The organism is Cupriavidus sp. GW823-FHT07B10 (assembly GCF_058794355.1).
Genome location: NZ_JBXAGS010000027.1, coordinates 36,483 through 57,819 on the forward strand (window position 1 = coordinate 36,483; position 21,337 = coordinate 57,819).

Annotated in this window: 17 protein-coding genes; 13 read left to right on the top strand and 4 right to left on the bottom strand. The window is 67.9% G+C overall.

The features are described 5' to 3' along the window. Position 1: 1 nt before the first annotated feature. Together AC1Q6V_RS32625 and AC1Q6V_RS32630 are read left to right on the top strand one after the other, a co-directional pair. On the top strand, positions 2–1,291 hold the full coding sequence (locus AC1Q6V_RS32625) for an aromatic ring-hydroxylating dioxygenase subunit alpha (protein ID WP_010813511.1): 1,290 nt from the start codon (positions 2–4) through the stop codon (positions 1,289–1,291). Positions 1,292–1,326: 35 nt separating this feature from the next. Further along, positions 1,327–1,842, top strand: a complete 516-nt coding sequence (locus AC1Q6V_RS32630) for an aromatic-ring-hydroxylating dioxygenase subunit beta (protein WP_011616805.1) — start codon at positions 1,327–1,329, stop codon at positions 1,840–1,842. Positions 1,843–1,884: 42 nt separating this feature from the next. Here the strand turns inward: AC1Q6V_RS32630 and AC1Q6V_RS32635 are convergent, their stop codons facing one another. Further along, on the bottom strand, positions 1,885–2,358 hold the full coding sequence (locus AC1Q6V_RS32635) for a MarR family winged helix-turn-helix transcriptional regulator (protein WP_010813513.1): 474 nt from the start codon (positions 2,356–2,358) through the stop codon (positions 1,885–1,887). A gap of 132 nt (positions 2,359–2,490) precedes the next feature. Beyond that, positions 2,491–3,165, bottom strand: a complete 675-nt coding sequence (locus AC1Q6V_RS32640; RefSeq protein ID WP_454749137.1) for an ankyrin repeat domain-containing protein — start codon at positions 3,163–3,165, stop codon at positions 2,491–2,493. Positions 3,166–3,422: 257 nt separating this feature from the next. Here AC1Q6V_RS32640 and AC1Q6V_RS32645 point away from each other — a divergent pair, with 257 nt between their 5' ends. From AC1Q6V_RS32645 to AC1Q6V_RS32695, 11 genes are all read left to right on the top strand, one after another. Further along, a complete protein-coding gene (locus AC1Q6V_RS32645; protein ID WP_010813515.1) occupies positions 3,423–3,890 on the top strand; it encodes a nucleoside deaminase in 468 nt (155 codons plus the stop codon). 363 nt (positions 3,891–4,253) lie between these two features. Continuing rightward, positions 4,254–4,463 carry a hypothetical protein gene (locus AC1Q6V_RS32650; protein ID WP_010813516.1) on the top strand — a complete coding sequence of 70 codons (210 nt, stop codon included), beginning with the start codon at positions 4,254–4,256 and terminating at the stop codon, positions 4,461–4,463. Positions 4,464–4,529: 66 nt separating this feature from the next. Beyond that, complete coding sequence (locus AC1Q6V_RS32655; RefSeq protein WP_454749136.1) at positions 4,530–5,225, top strand: intradiol ring-cleavage dioxygenase; 696 nt, start codon at positions 4,530–4,532, stop codon at positions 5,223–5,225. A 389-nt stretch (positions 5,226–5,614) separates the two neighbouring features. Further along, a complete protein-coding gene (locus AC1Q6V_RS32660; protein ID WP_010814223.1) occupies positions 5,615–6,658 on the top strand; it encodes a TRAP transporter substrate-binding protein in 1,044 nt (347 codons plus the stop codon). A gap of 25 nt (positions 6,659–6,683) precedes the next feature. After that, on the top strand, positions 6,684–7,313 hold the full coding sequence (locus tag AC1Q6V_RS32665) for a TRAP transporter small permease subunit (protein ID WP_010814224.1): 630 nt from the start codon (positions 6,684–6,686) through the stop codon (positions 7,311–7,313). Beyond that, on the top strand, positions 7,310–9,229 hold the full coding sequence (locus AC1Q6V_RS32670) for a TRAP transporter large permease (protein WP_439669786.1): 1,920 nt from the start codon (positions 7,310–7,312) through the stop codon (positions 9,227–9,229). Before AC1Q6V_RS32665 ends, AC1Q6V_RS32670 begins: the two co-directional genes overlap by 4 nt. A gap of 44 nt (positions 9,230–9,273) precedes the next feature. Continuing rightward, a complete protein-coding gene (locus AC1Q6V_RS32675) occupies positions 9,274–10,740 on the top strand; it encodes an MFS transporter (protein ID WP_010814226.1) in 1,467 nt (488 codons plus the stop codon). A 517-nt stretch (positions 10,741–11,257) separates the two neighbouring features. Beyond that, positions 11,258–12,640 (top strand): HlyD family secretion protein, encoded by a 1,383-nt coding sequence (locus AC1Q6V_RS32680; RefSeq protein WP_010814227.1) that lies wholly within the window; start codon positions 11,258–11,260, stop codon positions 12,638–12,640. Positions 12,641–12,667: 27 nt separating this feature from the next. Further along, entirely contained in the window at positions 12,668–14,020 is a 1,353-nt protein-coding gene (locus AC1Q6V_RS32685; RefSeq protein WP_058698591.1) for a hypothetical protein, read from the top strand. A 2-nt stretch (positions 14,021–14,022) separates the two neighbouring features. Further along, the gene (locus AC1Q6V_RS32690; protein ID WP_010814229.1) at positions 14,023–15,984 is read left to right on the top strand and encodes a glycosyltransferase; all 1,962 of its coding nucleotides are present in this window, start codon (positions 14,023–14,025) and stop codon (positions 15,982–15,984) included. A 39-nt stretch (positions 15,985–16,023) separates the two neighbouring features. Beyond that, positions 16,024–17,829 carry an efflux transporter outer membrane subunit gene (locus AC1Q6V_RS32695; protein WP_010814230.1) on the top strand — a complete coding sequence of 602 codons (1,806 nt, stop codon included), beginning with the start codon at positions 16,024–16,026 and terminating at the stop codon, positions 17,827–17,829. A 28-nt stretch (positions 17,830–17,857) separates the two neighbouring features. Here the strand turns inward: AC1Q6V_RS32695 and AC1Q6V_RS32700 are convergent, their stop codons facing one another. After that, entirely contained in the window at positions 17,858–19,075 is a 1,218-nt protein-coding gene (locus AC1Q6V_RS32700; protein ID WP_454749135.1) for an acetyltransferase domain-containing protein, read from the bottom strand. 2 nt (positions 19,076–19,077) lie between these two features. Beyond that, on the bottom strand, positions 19,078–21,261 hold the full coding sequence (locus AC1Q6V_RS32705; RefSeq protein ID WP_454749134.1) for a TonB-dependent siderophore receptor: 2,184 nt from the start codon (positions 21,259–21,261) through the stop codon (positions 19,078–19,080). Between the last annotated feature and the right edge of the window lie 76 nt (positions 21,262–21,337).

Here is a 21,337-nt window from a genome sequence, read left to right on the forward strand (position 1 = left end):
CATGTACCAGACACAAGCTGTGATCCAGCACACGCTGGGCAAGAAAGACGCCGGCCTGGCCGACTGCCGTTGGCCCGAAGACAGCCTGCACTACATCCCGGACTGGGTCTACACCAGCAAGGAGGTGCATGACCTCGAGCTGCAGAAGATCTTTCGCGGACGCTCCTGGAACTACGTCGCGCTCGAAGCGGAGATCCCCAACGCCGGCGACTACAAGCGCTCCTATGTCGGCGCGACGCCGGTGGTGGTGTCGCGCGCCGAAGACGGCTCGGTCAACGTCTTCGAAAATCGCTGCGCGCACCGCGGCGCCGAGTTCTGCCGCCACAGCCAGGGCAATGCAAAGGAATTCGTCTGCCCCTATCACCAGTGGTCCTACGACCTCAAGGGCAACCTGCAGGGCGTTCCGTTCAAGCGCGGCGTCAATCGCGCGGGTGGCATGCCCAGGGACTTCCGCAACGAGGACCACGGCCTGGTCAAGCTGAACGTGGCCACGCGCAACGGCGTGATCTTCGCCTCGTACGCGGCGGACATGGAAAGCCTGGAAGACTACCTGACGCCGGAGATCCTCAAGGACTTCGACATCGTCTTCAACGGCAAGCCGCTCAAGGTGCTCGGGTACTACAAGAACGAACTTCCGTGCAACTGGAAGATGTACCACGAGAACCTCAAGGACCCGTACCACGCCACGTTGCTGCACTCCTTCCTGGTGGTGTTCGGACTGCTGGTGGCGGGCAACGAAAGCGCCATGATCGCCGATCCCGTGCACGGGCGGCACGGCACCATGGCGTCGGCGAAGAAGGAAGACAAGTACGCGGCCGTCAGCGACGAGAACAAGAAGGAGATGCGCTCATACCATGAAGGCATGCGCCTGGAGGACGAACGCTTCCTGGAATATGTGAAAGAGTTCGATTCGCCTTGGTCGGTGACGATGCAGACGATCTGGCCGAACCTGATCGTGCAGCGCGAAATGAACACCCTCGGCGTGCGCCAGATCGTGCCCAACGGGCCGGACAGCATGCTGATGCTGTGGACCATGTTCGGCTACGAGGATGATACCGAGGAGATGACGCAGCACCGCCTGCGCCAAGGCAACCTGATGGGCCCCGCTGGCTTCCTGGGGCTGGAAGACAACGAGGCGATGAAGTTCGTGCAGGAAGGCGTGCGCCGCTCCAGCAGCGACCTCAATGTGCTCAAGCTGGACCCGGACCAGGTCGGCACCTCCAACTCCCTGATCTCCGAATCCGCCATCCGTGCGATGTACCAGTACTACCGCGGCGTGATGGGGTTCTGAACGGCGGCTAACGGGATTCCCAGAATATGAAACCGATGAACTATTCCCTCTATCGCGAGAGCGCCCTCGGCACCGCGCGCGCCATTGAACTGCGACTGGAGATCGAGGCCTTCCACGCGGAATACTGCGCGGTGCTCGACGCCGGCCTGGTGGAGCAATGGCCCCGCTTCTTCACCGAGGATGCGCTCTACCGGATCACCGCGCGCGAGAATGCCGAGCGCAACTTGCCGGTGGGGCTGGTCTACGCCGAAGGGGTGGGCATGATGCGCGACCGCGCCGCTGCGATTGCCAATACCCAGATGTTCGCGCCGCGCTACAACCTGCACCTGGTGACCAACACGCGGGTCAGCGACGAAACCGCGGACGGCGATATCGTGGCACAGGCCAACTACATGCTGCTGCAGACACTGGTGGAGGGCCCCACCACGATCCACCTGGCGGGGACCTACTACGACCGCTTCCGCCGCCAGGGTGGCAGCCTGCTGCTGCGCGAGCGGCAGGTTGTCTACGACACCACCATCATCGCCAACGACCTGGTCTACCCGGTCTAGCGCGCGTTGGGGGCGCGGCGGGCCTTGCGCCCGCCGCCGGGCTCACATGCTGCGCAGCACGGTGCGGCTGTACTGGTTGTTGGCTTCCACCAGCGTCGCCAGCAGGTCCATGAACACTTCGCGCTGGGCGGGCTTCAGCGGCGCCAGCATGCGCTCCTGCGCACGCGCCATGTCGCCACGCAGCGCCGTGACCACGCTCTTGCCTTCCCGCGTCAGGTGGACGTGGCGGGTGCGCCGGTCGGCGGGGTTGTCGCGGCGCTCTACCAGCCCGCGCTCCTCGAGCCGGCGCACGACGTCGGCGGTCGTGGTCCGGTCCAGGCCGACCTCCTGCCCGAGCGAAGTCTGGTCCAATCCCGGCAGCACCGACAGCACCGTCAGGATGGCATATTGCACGGGCGTGATATTGGGCGACTTGCACTCCTCGAAGAACATCGCGACGTGGATCTGGTGCAAGCGCCGCACCAGGAACCCCGGGCGGGCCCAGAGCAATTCCTTTGCCGGATCGGCTTCCGGCATGGCATCCGCCACCTCATGACTGCCACTCGTTGCGTTGCGTTTCGCTCTCGCAGACATCGCTCTCACCATTTTGTATGCACACTGACAGTATATATGAGGCAGGCGAGAGCGAGCCGCCTTGCGGCGCAGGGTTCAGCGTGCGCCGGCGGCGCTGAGAATCTGTTCGATCTGCGTATAGCCGCGCTGGCGCGCATGCTGCAGCGGCGACACGCCGTCGCCGTCGGCCAGGTTCACGTCGGCGCCCGCCTTGACCAGCAGGCGCACGATCTCGGTATGGGCCTGCCCGCCGTTGCCAAGGATGATGGCCTCCAGCAGGGCCGTCCACTTGAGCTTGTTGACATGGTTCACCGCCACGCCGGCCGCGATCAGCGTGCGCACGGTCTCGACATGGCCGCGCTCGGCGGCGGGAATCAGCGCGGTGCCGCCGTAGCGGTTGGTGCTGCGCAGGTCCGCGCCATGTGCCAGCGTCAGGCGCAGGATCTCGTTGTAGCCGCGCGCGCCGGCGTACAGGTAGGGGCTGTCGTGGATGGCATCTTTCGCGTTCACGTCGGCGCCGGCATCGACCAGGACCCTGGCCGCCTGCACGCGGTTGTGGTGCGTGGCCAGCAGCAGCGCCGTGCGTCCCTGCGCATCGCGGTCATCGATGCTGGCGCCCTGGCCAAGCAGTGCGGTGACCTGCGCGGCGTTGCCGCTGGCCGCGGCCTCGCGCAACTGTTGTTCGGGCGGGCCGCCGGCGGCGGCGGCTGGGGTGGATATCAGCATGGCAATGACCAGGGCAAGGCAGATGGACAGGCGCGCCGCCAGCATGTTCTTTCCTCCGTGCGGATGCGTCGGGTGTAAGGGGTGTCGATGCGGTCCGGTGCATTCTGTCATGTCGGCCACGCCGCGCGAAGTTATGGATTCGAATGCACGCCAGTGCCATCGCCAATAACCGGTGCTGCACGCGCAAGGCCCAAATACGCCCTATAACAACCCACGCCACCATGCCCGTGCACGCTGGCCTATAGTCCCGAGGCCCGAACCATCGTCCGCCTGCACGGGCCAGGCCTCAAGGGAGACAACGCGTGTCCACGACAGAAGCCTATCTGCTTGATTCCATCCGCCTCGCCATGGAGAACGTGCGCGAACGCAATACCTGGCCCTTTGGCGCCGTGGTCGTCAGGGACGGCGAGGTGCTGGCCCGCGCGGTCAACCAGGTAGACGCCACCTGCGACCCGAGTGCACACGCCGAAATGCAGGCCGTGCGCGCCGCCAGCCGGGCACTGGGCAAGCCGGACCTGAGCGGCTGCACGGTGTACGCCAGCGGCTACCCCTGCTCGATGTGCCTGTCGGCAATGTATCTGGCCGGCGTGAAGGCGGTCTACTACGCCTACTCCAATGAAGACGGCGAACCCTACGACCTGTCCGCGGAGCGCGGTTATATCGAGCTGGCCAGGCCGCTGGAGCAACGGGAGATGACGCTGGCCTATGTACCGGCGCGCGACGAGGGCATCGACCTGTACGAGGCGTGGCGCGAGCAGCAGGACCGATAGACGCCGCGATGCGGCGCAAGCGGTGCAATGGGCGGTAGGCTGCCGCCCAATTCCACAGTACCGGCATGGCCATCACATTGTCATCGTGACAGGCTGATAATGAGCGGCGGATGACGATCACGGCGTGCGACGCCCGGTCACATGTAACCGCGAGCGGTTGCACGGAACCGCGTGCTGCCGGCCTCGTCAAACCAATTAGTCGCCGGAGACAGGATGCCGCGCCGCAGCATTTCACCGCGGCGCAGCACGCATGGGCGGCATGTGCCGCATCGTCTCCAGGGCTTCTGACAATCTTCCCGCGTTTGGCGCTGCTGCGCCGCGCAGACTCCCAGCAAACGCCCCCCTCTAGCCAAGGAGACGAACGTGCTGAGCCCGCATGAATTTGCCACGCTGCTATTGCTGAGCGACGGCCCCGATTCTCTCGATTCCAGCGATTCCCGCCAGATCGACCCCATCGACCTGAAGGCACTGGTCGAAAAGCAACTCGTACAACTTGAGATCCTGCATGGCCGCCGGCAGGAGCCGCGCATTACCAGCCACGGCTACTCGATGCTCAAGGCGATGGGACGCTGACGTCTCGGCGCCGGCGCGGCAGCACCACGCGCCGCAAGGCGCACCCGGATCACCTCGGAGCCCACCATGACAGTGCGCCCGGCAATTGGCGCCGACAGCGCGGCAGCCACCGACGCGGCGCGCCGCCGCTTCCTGCATGAGTTGGGCGGCCTGCTTGCCGCTGCCGGCATCGCGCCCGCGGCGGCAGCGGCCACCCCCGCCGCCTGCCTGCTGACGCCCGCCGCCACCGAAGGCCCCTTCTACCTCGACGACGCCCTGGTGCGCACCGACATCCGCGACGACCGCCCTGGCCAACCCTTGCGGCTGTGCATCCGGGTGGTGGATGCCGGGCGCGGCTGCGCGCCAGTGCCGGGTGCGCTGGTCAGCATCTGGCACTGCGATGCCGACGGCAGCTACAGCGGCGAGGGCCGCGGCAACCGCCAGGCGCGTTTCCTGCGTGGCGTCCAGCCCACCAGCCAGGACGGCGTGGCCGCGTTCACGTCGATCTATCCCGGCTGGTACGCGCCACGCGCCATCCATATCCACTTCAAGGTGCTGCTGGAGCGGTCGGAAGCCCTGACCAGCCAGCTGTACTTCAGCGATACCCTGAACCGCGAGGTGCTGGGCAGCCACCCGGCCTACCGCGCGCACGGCGTGCCGTCGCGCGCCACCACGCAGGACCCGATCGCGGGACCCCACCCGAACCAGATGCGCGTGCGCCAGGCTGCCGATGCAGCGGGGCTGCTGGAGGCCGAGTTCACGGTCGGCATCGTCCGCACCTGAGCGCCCAGCCCCGGATCCGCGACATCGGCGGGCCCCGCCACGAAGTGCGCGGGCCCACACCGCGCGGGTAATCCCTAGATTGTGGTTCCCTGTCCCTTTCCTACCATGAAGGGAATCACGGGCCACCTGCACGCCCGCTTCTGCCGCGCGGCCACTGGCCCGGCATGCTTCAGATTTCCCGACTTTTCCGATGTTCGCGTCAGTGGCGAGTTGTCTCGGCCCCCATGGCCGGCGCTCGCGGGTAATCCCACACATAGCAAATGGAGGCGGTCATGGCATCCAGGACAAGGAAAGCAGGCGCAGCAAAACCTGAAGCGGAAACCAAGCCAGGCGTTTCCCGGCGCGGCTTCCTTGGGGGGGCCGCCGGTGCGGCCGCGGGCGCCGCGGCAATGGGCTTCCCGGCCATCGTCAAGGCGCAAGGCCCGGTCACGATGCGCTGGCAGAGCACCTGGCCCACCAAGGACATCTTCCACGAGTTCGCCGGCGACTTCGTCACCAAGGTGAACAATATGTCGGGCGGCGACCTGAAGATCGAGCTGCTGCCCGCGGGCGCGGTGGTCAAGGCCTTCGACCTGATCGACGCGGTCAGCAAGGGCACGCTGGACGGCGGCCATGGCGTGATCGCGTACTGGTATGGCAAGAACTCGGCGCTGGCGCTGTGGGGCTCGGGCCCGGCCTGGGGCATGGACCCGAACATGCTGCTGGCCTGGCACAAGTACGGCGGCGGCAAGGAGTTGCAGCAGGAGATCTACCGCAGCCTCAACCTGGACGTGGTGTCGTTCCTGTATGGCCCGATGCCGACCCAGCCGCTGGGCTGGTTCAAGAAGCCCATCACCAAGCCGGAAGACTTCAAGGGGCTGAAGTTCCGCACGGTGGGGCTGTCGATCGACATCTTCACCGGCCTGGGCGCCGCGGTAAACGCGCTGCCGGGCGCGGAGATCGTGCCGGCGATGGACCGCGGGCTGCTCGATGCGGCCGAGTTCAACAACGCCAGCTCCGACCGCGCGCTGGGCTTCCAGGACGTGTCCAAGGTCTGCATGCTGCGCAGCTTCCACCAGCCCTCGGAGCAGTTCGAGATCCTGTTCAACCGCAAGCGCTATGACGCGCTGCCGGCCAAGCTCAAGGCGCTGATCGCCAACGCGGTGGAAGCGGCGTCCGCGGATATGTCGATCAAGGCGATCGACCGCTATTCCAAGGACTACCAGGCGCTGCAGAAGCAAGGCGTGAAGTTCTACGCGACCCCCAACTCGGTGCTGCAGGCGCAGTTGAAGGTATGGGATGAGATCGTGGCGCGCAAGGAAAAGGAAAACCCGATGTTCAAGAAGGTCAATGATTCGATGAAGGCCTTCGCCGAGCGCGCCACGCGCTGGCAGAACGACACTAACGTCGATTTCCGGCTGGCAACGAGCCACTACTTCTCCAAACGCACCTGAGCCGCGCCACTCCGGGGGCCATACCGTGCAACGCCTGCTGCTTGGCATCGACCGCATCAGCACCTTCGTCGGCCAGGCCGGCGCGTGGCTGATCATCGGGCTCACGCTGATGATCAGCTACGAGGTGTTCTCGCGCTATGCGCTGGGCACGCCGCACGCCTGGGTGTTCGATGCCAGCAATATGCTGTACGGCACGATGTTCATGCTGGCCGGCGCGTATACCCTGGCCAAGCGCGGCCACGTGCGCGGCGACATCCTTTATGGCTTCCTGCCGCCGCGGATGCAGGCGTCAATCGACCTGGTGCTCTACCTGGCCTTCTTCTTCCCCGGTGTGATCGCGCTGGCCTGGGCGGGCATCGATTTCTTCGAGGTCTCGCTGGCACAGGACGAACACTCTTCCATCGCCGCCGACGGTCCGCCGATCTATCCGTTCAAGGCAGTGATTCCCGTGGCCGGCGCGCTGCTTTTGCTGCAGGGCGTGGCCGAGACCATCCGCTGCATCCTGTGCCTGGCGAACGGCAGCTGGCCGCCGCGCGAAGGCGATGTCGAGGAAGTCGATGTCGAGCAGCTCAAGGAGATGGTGCAAGGCACCCCTACCGCTGAGCTGGCCGAGTCACCGCCGCCGCGCGACGACCAGCCTGGAGCCGGCCGATGAGGAAGGAACTGTGGTTCGGCATTTCCCTGATGGTGCTGATCGTCGGCGCCGTGGCCTGGTTCATGCCCGCGCCGGCGGAATGGACCAACGGACACCTCGGCTTGTTGATGCTGGCGCTGATCGTGGTGGCGATCATGCTGGGCTTCCCCACCGCGTTCACGCTGATGGGCATGGGCGTGCTGTTCTCCTGGCTGGCCTACCGCCACGCCGACCCCACGATCGCGGTGCAGCAGACGCTGGACCTGATGGTGCAGCGGGCCTATGCCGTCATGACCAACGACGTGCTGATCTCGATCCCGCTGTTCGTGTTCATGGGCTACCTGGTCGAGCGCTCCAACCTGATCGAAAAGCTCTTCCGCAGCCTGCACCTTGCGCTGGCGTGGATTCCCGGCTCGCTCGCGGTGGCCACGCTGGTGACCTGCGCGATCTTCGCGACCGCCACCGGTATCGTCGGCGCCGTGGTCACGCTGATGGGCCTGCTGGCCTTCCCCGCCATGCTGCGCGCGGGCTACAGCACGTCGCTGTCGGCCGGCGCGGTCACCGCGGGCGGTTGCCTGGGCATCCTGATCCCGCCGTCGGTGCTGCTGATCGTCTACGGCGCCACCGCGGGCGTGTCGGTGGTGCAGCTCTATGCGGGCGCGTTCTTCCCGGGCCTGATGCTGACCGGGCTCTATATCGTCTACATCCTGATCCTGGCCAAGCTCAAGCCTGCGCTGGCGCCGCCGCTGCCGGAAGCAGAGCGGGTGGTGCCGCTGCCGCCGGTGGCGCGCACGCTGGAAGCCGGCGGCGCCACCCATGCCTTGCCTGCGCTCGGTGCTGGCCTGATGCGCGCCCTCAAGGGCCCGCGCAATGCCGACCTGCCGACGGCAGTGTTCGCGCGCCAGCTGGGCATCGTGCTGCTGCCGGCGATCGCCGTGGTATTGGTGATGGGAACGATATACAGCGTGGTCACCGCGCCCGCCGCCAGCGTCGCGGTGGAGGCACCGCTGTCGATGGGAGGCGCCGAGGAAAGCAGCGCATCACTCGACGACCTGCAGGCGCCGCCAGTGGAAGAATCCGCTGCGCCCGCAGCGCCGGCCGCTCCCGCCGCTACCACCCCTGCACCGACGACCGCAGCGCAAGCCGGGGCGCAGCCAGCGCCAGTGCCGGCGGCGGCTGCAGTATCCGCACCCCGCTGGTTCTGGATCACGCTGGCGGCCGTGGCGGCGGTGCTGGTGTACTTCTACTGGCGCTTCAGCTTCGCGCGGCTGGAAATCTTCAAGATGCTGCTGTCGTCGTTCTTCCCGCTGGCGCTGCTGATCCTGGCGGTGCTGGGCTCGATCGTGTTCGGGCTGGCCACGCCGACCGAAGCCGCGGCGGTGGGCTCGCTCGGCGGCGCGCTGCTGGCGGCAGCGTACCGGCAGCTGAACTTCCGCGTGGTCAAGGAATCGGTGCTGCTGACGGCCAAGACCAGCGCCATGGTGTGCTGGCTGTTCGTGGGCTCGTCGATCTTCTCTGCCGCGTTCGCGCTGCTGGGCGGACAGGCGCTGGTCGAGCAGTGGGTGCTGTCGCTGAACCTGTCGCCGGTGCAGTTCATGATCCTGGCGCAGCTGATCATCTTCCTGCTCGGCTGGCCGCTGGAATGGACCGAGATCATCATCATCTTCATGCCGATCTTTATCCCGCTGCTGGATAACTTCGGCATCGACCCGCTGTTCTTCGGGCTGCTGGTGGCGCTGAACCTGCAGACCGCCTTCCTGTCGCCGCCGGTGGCAATGGCCGCGTTCTACCTGAAGGGCGTGGCGCCGCCGCATGTCACGCTGAACCAGATCTTCCTGGGCATGCTGCCGTTCATGGGCATCCAGCTGATTGCGCTGGTGCTGCTCTACGTCTTCCCCGGCATCGGCCTCTGGCTGCCCACGGTGCTGTACCGCTGAACGCTGCGGCACCCGTTTGCACCCGTTTCCTATACTGGTTGGCAATGCCAACCGATACCGCCCTCGCCAGCCTTCCCGTCGACACCGCATTCCGCACCGACATTCCGGGGCGGCTGGACCGCCTGCCATGGTCGCGCTGGCACTGGCGCGTGGCGATTGCGCTGGGCGTCGCCTGGGTCCTCGATGGCCTCGAAGTCACGCTGGTGGGCTCGGTCGGCGCCGTGCTGGAGCGCCCCGATACGCTGGGCCTGACCGCGACGCAGGTCGGCTGGTCGGGCTCGCTCTATATCGCCGGCGCGGTGCTGGGGGCGCTGGTGTTCGGGCGCATGGCCGACCGGCTCGGGCGCAAGCGGCTGTTCCTGGCCACGCTCGCGGTCTACATGGTGGCGACGCTGGCAACCGCCTTCTCACCCGGCTTTGCCTTCTTTGCGGCCTGCCGCTTTTTCACCGGCCTTGGCATCGGCGGCGAATACGCGGCCATCAATTCCGCCATCGACGAACTGATCCCGGCGCGCGTGCGCGGGCGCGTCAACCTGGCCATCAACGGCAGCTTCTGGCTGGGCGCGGCACTCGGCGCCGGGTTGAGCCTGGTGCTGCTCGATGCGCGCGTGTTCGGCCCGGTCTGGGGCTGGCGCGTCTGCTTCGCGCTGGGCGCGGTACTGGCCGTGGCCATCGTGCTGGTGCGCAAGCATGTGCCGGAGAGCCCGCGCTGGCTTGCCACCCATGGCCGGCTGGAAGAGGCCGAGCGCGTGATCGCCGCGATCGAGGCCGAGGTGCGCGCCCGCCATGGCCCGCTGCCGCCGGTGGCACCGGATTGCGTCGCGGTGGCGATGCGCCGGCGCGCCGCGCCGGGCGTGGGCGAAGTCATGCGCCTGCTGTTGCGGCGCTTCCGCCGCCGCAGCATGATCACGCTGGCGCTGATGGTGGCGCAGGCCTTCTTCTACAACGCAATCTTCTTCACTTATGCGCTGGTGCTGACACGCTTCTATGCCGTGCCGGAAGCGCGCGTGGCGCTGTATATCTTTCCCTTTGCGTTGGGCAACGCGCTGGGGCCGCTGCTGCTTGGCCCGTTGTTCGACCACATCGGGCGCCGGCGCATGATTGCCGCCACCTACGTGCTGTCCGGCATCGGGCTGGCACTGACCGGCTGGGCCTTCGTTGAAGGCTGGCTCGATGCGCGCGGCCAGGCGCTGTGCTGGTCGGCGGTGTTCTTCCTGGCCTCGGCCGCGGCCAGCTCCGCCTACCTGACCGCCAGCGAAGTTTTCCCGCTGGAAATGCGCGCGCTGGCGATCTCGGTGTTCTACGCCGTGGGCACCGGCACCGGCGGCTTTATCGCGCCGGTGCTGCTGGGCGCGCTGATTGAAAGCGGCAGCCGCGAAGCCGTGGCGGCAGGCTACGGCTTCGGCGCGCTGCTGGTGATCGTCGCCGGGCTGCTGGCATTGCGCTTCGGCATCGACGCCGAACGGCGGCCGCTGGAGCACATCGCGCCGCCACTCGCAGCCGACGATTAGCCCGCGTCACCGCAGCGCGCGCCAACTGCCATCGCTGCCGGACTCAACTCCGTACCAGCGTCAAAACCCCGTCAATGTGTGCTGTATTCGTCGTTCATTGCATGTCATGTTACTGCCGTGTTAAGCAGTGCTACAGCCTCCCCTTACACATTTTTACAGCAAGGGACGGGGCAACTGACTAGCCTTTAACTCACACACGGCGGCCTGAGTGCATGAATCTTTGCGTCAGCGGGCTGCCACTTCTTGGCCATTGACTGGCCATTGTTCAACTCTGCCCGGATGAAGCCGGGCAAATCCAGGGGCCGCTTGTCGGCCCGAATGCAAGGCGCGCCGATACGGCCTGGCCACATCGAGCGTGCTGCAGACAACAAGCTGAATTGGGGACATGCAAGCCGGGCACCGCGCGACAGCCCTTGCGCGACGCTACCCGCTTGCGTGGAATTTTCGCTCATCCGGCATGCACCCTGTGCATGCCGGCGGGGACGCTTTTTGACTTTGCTTGCCGGAGAACAACACCATGGCCGACCAGCGCAATAATCCGCCACCCAGACAACACCCGCTGACACCGGCTCCGCTGCGCCAGCCCCACGGCGACGGCCTGGTGCAACGCCCGCAGCCCGTTACCGTGCCGCTCTGGCACATCGTGCCGCGCATGGCGGGCTACGGCGTGGTGCTGTTCATCATCTGGGCCGTACTGACAATCATGTTTCCAAATGTGTTTACGCGCTCGTCGGAGCGGGCCGTGGTGAACAGTCCGGTCAGCCTGGTGACTTCTCCCGTGGAAGGCATCGTGACGAAGCAGATGGTGGCCGCGGGCCAGTCGTTCTCGGCCAACCAGGCGCTGATGATCGTGCAGAACCCGAACATCGACCGTTCGCTGCTGGTCGACCTGACCGGCAAGAAGCTCGACAACCAGCAGCGCCATGACTCCGCCCGCGCGCGGCTGGAAAGCAACCGCCGGCTGATGGCCGCCACCGAGCAGGACCTGCAGCGCTACAACAGCGCTGCGCAACGCGAGCACGGTGCGCGCGTGCGCGCCCTGGAGGCGCGCCTGGCATCGGCCCGGGCACAGGAAGACCAGCAGCAGGAAGTGGTCAACCGCAACCAGAACATGCAGTGGGCCGGGGCCGTCAGCGAGGCCTACACCAATGCCTCGCGCTACCAGCTGTCGATGCTTTCCAATGCCAAGGCAGCGGCCAAGGCCGAGCTCGATAACGCAGTCAGCGTGAGCGAGGCCGCGCGCAACAAGGTCTATGCCTCATCCACCGACGGCCCCAGCGCCACGCTGGCCCAGCGGCGCCAGGTACTGGGCGCGGAATCGGCACAGCTGACGGCAGAGCTGGAACAACTGGAGGCCTATGGCAAGTCGGTGGACGAGATGATCGCCACGGAACAGGAACGCCTCGACCGGCTTTCGAACCTGGAGATCCGCTCGGCCGAACCCGGCACCATCGAAGACCTGATCGCGCAGCCCGGCATGCGCGTGGCCGCCGGCGCCACCCTGGCGCGCGCCAGCAACTGCGCGCAGACGCGCGTGGTTGCGGTGTTCCCGCGCAGCCTCAGCGACAACCTGCTGCCCGGTGCACGGCTGAACGTGAATGTCGACGGCGTGCCCACGGCGTTGCCGGCATCGGTGGCAGAGGTACTGCCGCGCGCGCCGGACGGCGACCAGGCGCGTTACTTCGTGCCCTTCCCGCCGATCGAGAAGAACGAGATCTATGTGATCGCCAAGCTCGACCGCCCGCTGGGCAACGTGCCCGGCAAGGCTGGCGGGGCGTCAGGGGCAGCAGCACGGGCAGCGGCAGGGCCAACCCAGTCCGGCCATTGCGGCATGGGCCGCTGGGCGCGCGTGACGCTGAACCAGAGCTGGCTGGGCCAGCTGCGGGCATCGCTGATATAACCGCCGACGCAGGCAAAGGAGACCCGGATGCGACTGCCGATCCCGACTGCACGCCTGCCCCGCCTGGTTGCCGGCGCGCTGCTTCCCGCCGTGCTCGCGCTGGCGCCAGGCGCGGCGCGCGCTGCCGAGCCTGCCCAGCAGACCCTGCTGGCCGACGGCTGCAAGACCCTGGCCGAGCGCGTCAGCCGTGAAAGCGGCAACGGCCCCTTGTTTCTCGCCAGCTATGAGCCGGCGCCGGGCGGCGGGCCGCTGGCCCCGGCGCTGCGCAATGCCGCCTTCGTCTACGACAACGCGCTGGCCGGCATCGCGCTGGTGGCCTGCAAGCGTCCCGCCGAAGCGCGCCGCATTGCCGACGCCGTGCTGCAGGCAACCCGCCAGGACCGCCACTTCCGCGATGCGCGCCTGCGCAACGCCTATCGCGCCGGCCCGCTGCCGGCCGGCGCGGTGCCCCTGCCAGGCTGGTGGGACGAGCCCAGCAAGCGCTGGTTTGAAGATGCCTACCAGGCCGGCACTGCCACCGGTAACGTGGCCTGGGCCGCGCTGCTGCTGCTGGCCGTGCATGAGGCCACCCGCGATGCGCGCTACCTGGATGGCGCCGCCGCGCTGATGGGCTGGGTGCATGCCACCGTGCCCGACACGGGCGCGCCCGCCGGCTACATCGGCGGCTTCTTCGGCCATGAACCGAAGCAGACCCGCCAGGGCTGGAAATCAACCGAGCACAACGTCGATACCTATGCCGCCTTCAGCTGGCTCGCCAGCCAGCGCAACGATCCGCGCTGGCGCGACGGCGCGTCGCGCTCGCGCGGCTTTGTCGGCGCCATGTGGCAGGCGCGCGAGGGCCGCTTCATCATCGGCACACGCGACGATGGGCGCGCGCCAAACGCCGGCCCGTCCGCGCTGGATGCGGTGCTGTGGCCGCTGATCGCGATCCCGGACCCGCCGCAGGACTGGCGCCGCAACCTGGCGTGGGTGGAGGCCAAGCACCGCGCCGGCGCGGGCTACGGCTTCAAGGGTGGCCCCGACGGCATCTGGACCGAAGGCACCGGGCAGGCCGCGCTGGTGCTGCAGGCCGCCGGGCAGGCGCAACAGGCGCAGCCACTGTGGCAGCTGCTGCTGTCGCAGCGGGCGCCGTCCGGGATGCTCTACGCCACGCCCGAGGCGCGCATCAGCACCGGGCTGTCGATCGGGCCCACCTCGACCACGGAGGACTTCCACTACTTCCACCTGCCCCACCTGGGCGCCACTGCATGGGCCGTGCTGGCCGCGGCGCGCTGGAACCCCTTCCGTCCGGGCGGATGCCTGGAACCGTCCTGCCCGCCGCCGGCCATTGCGGCCGCGGCACCTGCAACCGCCCCTATCAACACCGCCGCCAAGGAGTGACGATGTTCGCCCTGTTTCTGGAAAACCAGACGCTGCTGGTCATCAACGGCGGCGTGCTGCTGGCGATGGTGCTGCTCTCGATGCTGTGCCGGCAAGACCGGCCGGCGGACCGCGTGCTGTTCGGCGGCGTCACCGCCTTGCTGCTGGCGGTATACCTGACCTGGCGCGTCCGCGAAACGCTGCCCGACTGGCAGATGAACTTCGCCAGCGTGTGGGCCCATGTGTTCTTTGCCTTCGAATGCATGACGCTGGCCTATACGCTGCTGTCGATCGTGGTGCTGGCGCGCACCAGCAACCACACCCCCGACGCCGACGCGGGCGAGGCCGCCTTGCGCCGCGCGAAGCAGGTGCCGCCGGTGGACATCTTCATCGCCACCTACAACGAAGGCCTGGACATTTTGGAGAAGACCATTGTCTCGGCGCTGGCGATCGACTATCCCGACTTCCGCGTCTGGGTGCTGGACGACACCCGCCGCGACTGGCTGCGCGAGTTCTGCGAACGGGTCGGCGCGCACTACGTGACGCGCCCGGACAACGCCCACGCCAAGGCCGGCAATCTCAACAACGGCCTGCGCCACAGCGCCGCGGCCGGCGGCGCGCCCTACATCCTGGTGCTGGACGCCGACTTCGCGCCGCATCGCAATATCCTGCTGCGCACCGTGGGGCTGTTCAGCGATGCGCGCGTGGGCGTGGTGCAGACACCTCAGTTCTATTACAACGCGGATCCGATCCAGTACAACCTGCGTGCCACCGAATGCTGGGTCGATGAGCAACGCGCCTTCTTCGACGTGATGCAGCCGGCCAAGGACGCCTGGGGCGCGGCGTTCTGCATCGGCACCTCGTTCGTGGTGCGGCGCGACCTGATCGACCTGATCGGCGGCTTCCCCACCGGCACGGTGACCGAGGACATCCACCTGACCTACCGGCTGCTGCCGCACGGCTATATCACGCGCTGGCTCAATGAGCGCCTGAGCGTGGGCCTGTCAGCCGAAGGCCTGCCCGAGTACATCAGCCAGCGCAGCCGCTGGGGGCTGGGCACGATCCAGGTGGCGCTGACCGCGGACGGGCCGCTGCGCGGGCGCGGCTACACCGGGATGCAGCGGCTGCACTACGTGCACGGCCTGTTGCACTGGCTGTCGCGGCCATTCACGCTGATGCTGCTGGCAGGGCCGCTGCTGTACTGGTACCTCGGCGTCTCCACCCTGTATGGCGAGCCGCTGCAGTTTCTCGCCTACGGCCTGCCGGCGCTGGTGGCGTACTGGGCGTACAGCATCTGGATCACCGGCCAGCGCGCGCTGCCGATCTTCACCGAAGTCACGCAGATCGTGGCGGCGCTGGCCGTCACCGCATCGCTGGTGAGCGCGATGTTCAAGCCGTTCGGACGGCCTTTCAAGGTGACCAACAAGGGGCTGGACCGCTCCAAACTGGTGATCCACGGCAAGTTCGCTGCACTGTACGCGGGGCTGCTGGGCTTCTCCGCGCTGGGACTGGGCCGCGCCCTGGTGGTGGACCCCGATGCGCAAGGGCTCGCCTTCAACACCATCTGGACCGGGGTGGCGCTGATGCTGTACCTGGCCTCGCTGCTGGTCTGCGTGGAACTGCCGCGCCCGCGCAAGGAAGAGCGCTTCCCGCACCGCGCGGCAGCGCTGCTGCGCGTGGATGGCAAGGAATACCGCGTGACCACCAGGGATCTTTCCTGCAACGGCGTTGCCGTCACCACGCCGCTGGCGCCGGCCATTCCAGCCGGCACCGAGGGCGCGCTGTGGCTGGCGCAGGCCGGCTGGATCCCGTGCCGCGTGGTGCGCCGCGACGGCCAGTTGCTGGGCATCGCCCTGAACGCCGGCATGGCGGCGCGCCACGCGCTGATCCGGCTGCTGTTCACCGATCCCGCACACAACATTGCCCGGCAGGGGCAGCCCAAGCTGGCGCTGTCGCGCTTTGTGCGGCGCGCGCTGCTGGGCTGAACCATGCCAGATAACAATCTCCACTCTCCGGAACCATCCATGCGAAGCCTGCCACGCCCCCGTACCCTGCCCCCGCCGCGCCTGCTGCTGCCCGGCGCACTCGTGCTGGCCCTTGCTGCCTGCACGCTCGAACCGCAGTACCAGCGCCCCGACGCGCCGGTCCCGTCGGCGTGGCCGGAGGGCGCTGCCTACCGCACCCCGCAGGCCGGTGCGGCGCAGCCGGGCCAGCCGGCTCAACCCGCCGGCCCTTCGGCCGCGGACCTGGGATGGCGCGATGTTTTCGTCGACCCGCAACTGCGCCAGCTGATCGAACTGGCGCTGGCCAACAACCGCGACCTGCGCATGGCCACGCTTGCCATCGACGAAGCGCGCGCGCTGTACCAGATCGAGCGCGCGGCGCAGTTCCCCACGGTGGAAGGCAATGCCGGCATGGTCTCGCAGCGGTTGCCGCAACGGCTGCGCGCGGCGGGCCAGTCGCCGCAGATCACCACCTACAACGCGGGCATCGGCTTTACGGCGTTCGAGCTTGATTTCTTCGGCCGGGTGCGCAGCCTCAAGCATGCCGCGCTCGAGGAATACATGGCCACCGAGGAAGCGCGCCGCAGCGCGCAGATCAGCCTGGTGTCCGAGGTGGCCAACGCCTACCTGACGCTGCTGGCCGACCGCGCGCTGCTGAAGCTGTCGCAGGACACGCTGAAGACGCAGCAGGACGCGGCGGAGATGGTGCGGCGCGGGCGGCAGGTTGGTGCGATGGCGCAGCTGGACCAGCATCGCGCGCAAACCCAGGTGCAGACCTCGCAGGTCGGCGTTGAGCAATACACGCGGCAGGTGGCGCAGGATGAGAACGCGCTGTCCTTGCTGATCGGCGGCCCGTTGCCGAAATCCGTGACCGATGCCGGCGCGGCAACGGCCAACGCCAACGCCGCCGCGCGAGATCCGCTGGACGCGCGCACCCTGGTGAGTGAGTTCCCCGAAGGGCTGCCGTCCAGCGTGCTGGTGCGCCGCCCCGACATCCTCAACGCCGAACACCGCCTCAAGGCGGCCAACGCCAATATCGGCGCGGCACGCGCGGCGTTCTTCCCGCGCATCTCGCTGACCGGCGCGCTGGGCGTGGCCAGCAGCAGCCTGGCGGGGCTGTTCTCCGGCGGCATGGCATGGGTGTTCGCGCCGCAGCTGACCGTGCCGATCTTCGACGCCGGCCGCAACCGGGCCGGGCTGGATGCGGCCAACGTGCGCAAGGACATCAACATCGCCAACTACGAGAAGACCATCCAGACCGCGTTCCGCGAAGTGGCCGACAGCATGGCGGCACGCGCCACCTACGAGCGCCAGGTGCAGGCGCAGGAAGCGCTGGTGCGCGAAGGCAGCGAGACCCGGCGGCTGTCGGAAATGCGTTTCAAGAACGGCGTGGACGACTACTTCGGCGTGTTCGACGCGCAGCGCCAGCTCTACACCGCGCAGCAGGCGCTGATCACGTACAAGCTGGCCGGCCTGACCAGCCGCGTATCGCTGTACAAGTCGCTCGGCGGCGGCTGGCGCGAGGTGACCGAGGCCGCCCCGGCGGCCAATGGCGGCGCACGCCAGGCACCGGCCGCGCGGCCGCAAGCCGCGGCACAGCCCCAGGCGGTGGCACGGCCTCAAGCCGTGGCGCAGCCGCAGGCCGTGGCGCAGCCTCCAGCCGCGGCGCAACCTCAGGCCGTGGCACGGCCCCAAGCCGCCGCACAGCCTCAAGCCGTGGCACCGGCTCAGGCAGCAGCCCAGCCCCAGGCCGCAGCGCAACCTCAGGCTCCGGCGCAATCCCCGGCGGCGGCACAGCCGGCACCCGTCGCGGCCACGCCGCGCTGAGCCGGGACGTGCGGGACCCAGGCGCTGGTCAGAAGTACTTCAGCCAGCGCCAGTCCCGCCGCCTTGCTTTCAGCGCCGCGAACCAGCGCACCGCCGGCCACAGCGCCAGGGCGAGCACGGCCGCGCCCAGCCACAGCTGCCAGACGTGGTCGAGGCCGAACACCTTGCCCTGGTTCAGGCCCCAGCGGTGCACGCAAGCCTGGTACAGCCCCTGCAGCACGTAGAGGTGCAGCAGGTAGAAGAACATCGGCACGGCGCCGAACACGGCCAGGCGCCGCGCGATCCAGCCGCCCTGCGCTCGCTCCAGCCACACCAGCAGCAACCAGCCCACGCCCAGTGTCAGCAGCAGGAACAGCAGCGACGGCGGGTATTTGGTGACGTTGAGGAAGCTCATCGCGGTATGCAAGGCGTCGCTGCCCGCCAGCCATTTCTGCTCTTGCCCGTAGCCGTTCAGCGCGCGCAGCACCGCAAAGCCTGCCAGCGCCGCCAGCCCGCATCCAGCCAGCCGCCGCTGCCGTACCGCGGCAGGCACCGTGACGGCAAACCACGGCCCCGCCGCATAGCCCAGCGCGATCACGCCGATCCACGGCAGCACCGGGTATGAGGTACGCACCCTGAAACCATCAGCCACCTCGATCCAGGTGCGGTCGTGCAGGATGGCCCAGGGCACGTGCCAGGCGCTGTCCACCGGGAAATGCAGCGGGCTCAGCAGGTTGTGGCCGGCAACCAGCGCAATGCCCGCGGCAATCAGCACTGCCCGCGGCAGCCACACCAGTGCCGCCAGCGCCATCATGCTCAGGCCGATGGCCCAGATCACCTGCAGGTAGATCACCTGCGGCGGCAAGGTCCCGGTCCAGGCAAAGCCGACCAGCGTCACCTCCAGCAGCACCAGGAACACGCCGCGCCTGAGCAGGAAGCCGCTGACGGCGCGCCGGTCGTTCCCGGCGGCACCGTAGAGCCACACCGATATGCCGGCCAGCCAGATGAAAACCGGTGCGCACAGATGCGCGGCGAGCCGGCTGAAGAAAAGTGCCGGAGAGGTCGTGGCGACATCCATGGGATCGGCCACCTGGACGTGCAGGAAGAACATGTCCCGTACGTGGTCCAGCAGCATGATCAGGATCACCAGTCCGCGCAGAGCGTCGATGGACAGCAGCCGGCCGCCGGCCGGCCGCGCGACCGCGGCAGAAGGGAAGTCTGTCGGAGAAGACAGGGGCGCGGCAGTGCGCGCCTTGGCTGGCAGCATCGTCAATAGCTCAGTTGCACGCCCAGCCGCACACTGCGGCCCGCGCCCGGCGCAATCCACAGGCTGCTGTACGAACTGGCGTAATAGGTCTTGTCGAACAGGTTGCCCACGTTGAGCGACACGCGCACGTTGCGGCTGTATTGCCAGTAGCCATGCAGGTCCACCAGCACATAGGCCGGCAGCGAGAAGCTGTCCTGCACATCGCCCGGACGCCGCCCCACATAACGCAGGCCGGCACCAACGCCATAGCGCTGGCCCACCGGCGCGGCATCCTCGTACACCGCCAGCACGCTGCCGCTGGTGCGCGGCACGTTGGACAGCGGCGTGCCGGCGGCCAGGCGCGTGTCCTGCGTGATCTCGGCATCGGTCAGCGCAAAACTGCCCGATACGCGCCAGTGGGTGCCAAGCTGCCCGGCCACATCCAGCTCCAGGCCGCGGCTGCGCGCTTCGCCGGCGGCGATATAGAAGGAGGGATCGGACGGGTCGGTGGCCAGCACATTGCGCTTGCGGATCTCAAAGATGGCCAGCGTGGCGCCGCTGCGGCGGTCCTCGCTGTCGAACTTGATGCCGGCCTCCACCGCGCGGCCGCGCTCGGGGTCGAACGGCAGCCCCGCGGCGTCGGCGCCGGCATTGGGACGGAATGACTGGCTGGCATTGGCAAACAGCGACACGTTCTGGCTGGCCAGGTAGCTCACGCCCACGCGCGGCGACACTGCGTTCTGGTGCTGCGTGGTGCGCGTGCCGCGCAGGTGGTTGTCCAGCGACTGGTCGAAGGCGTCGAAGCGCACGCCGGCCAGCACGCGCCAGCGCTCGCCCAGGCTCAGCTGGTCCTGCGCGTAGGCGCCGAGATTGCGCTGGCGCTCGTACGTGTCCATGTTCCACGGCATCGGCGGCGCCGGCTGGCCATAGGCCGGGTCGTAGATGTCGATCGCGTACGGCGCCGCGGCGCTGGGGTTCTTGCGCAGGATCGCCATGGTATTGCCGAAGCGGTAGGCATCCACCCCCATCAGCAGTTCATGCCCGACCGGGCCGGTGCTGAACTTGCCGGTCACGCTGGCCTGCAGCGAGACATCGTCCGACTGGAAGTCACGGTAGCGGCGCTGGCGCCAGAGCGTGCGGCCGTCGGCGGCCAGTGAAGTCGCCTCGCTGCTATGTCCCGTCAGTGCGCCGCCGCGGTAGGACAGGCCGAGCCTGCCCTTCCAGTTCTGACTGAACTGGTGCTCCACGCTGAGCTGGTGCGACTGGCTGTCCAGCCGCATGTCGCCGTCGCCGGGCTCGCCCAGGAAGCGCGAGCGCGGGATGCGGCCCAGCTGGCCGTTGACGGCCACCACGCCGCGGTCCATCGGCGTGGTGTAGCGCTGGAATTCGGCCGCGTACTGCAGCACGGTGTCGTTGCCCAGGGTCCAGGTGAACGACGGCGCCACCAGGTAGCGCTGGCTGTTGATGTAGTCGCGCGTGCTGCCCTGGTGGTCGGCCACGGCGATCAGCCGGCCGGCCACGTTCTCGCCAAGCGGGCCGGTGACATCGGCCGTGGCACGATAGCCGTCGCGCGTGCCAAGCTCGAAGCCATAGCGCTGCGCAGGCCGGAACTGCGGCTGGCGCGTGACCACGTTGAAGGTGCCGCCCGGCTCGCTGGTGCCGTACAGCGATGACGTCGGGCCCTTGAGCACTTCCACGCGTTCGATCGTGGCCGCATCCATCGGCGCGGTATAGCCGCGGTTGGCGGCAAAGCCGTTGATCAGGTAGCCCGCGCCGGTGTTCTCATGGCCGGTGAAGCCGCGCATGGCGAAGTTGTCCCACAGGCCGCCGAAGTTGTTCTGGCGCGCGATGCCGCTGACATAGTCGAAGGTCTGGTCGAAACGGGTCGCGGCGATATCGTCCAGCATGGCGCGCGGCACCACGCGCACCGACTGTGGAATTTCGCGCAGCGGCGTGTCGGTGCGGGTCGCGCCGGAGGCGTCGGGCGGGTTGTATGATGCGGAGGCCGTGCCGACCACCGACACCGCCGGCAGCGTAATATCGGAGGCCTCGGCGGTATCCGCCGCCTCGGCCAGGCCGGACATCGCCAGCATCAGGGCAGCAACCGGCCGCAATGAACGCGCCTGGACCGGGCGCAGGTCTGGCACAACAGGCAGGAACGAAAACGGCGCGCGGCGCCGGGCACGGCTGAGCTGCGCAAGCAGCATAAGGAACACCCCAATAAAAACGAGTCGCGGCGGCGGCCATCCGACTGGCAAACCGCAGCGACTCACTAATGATAAT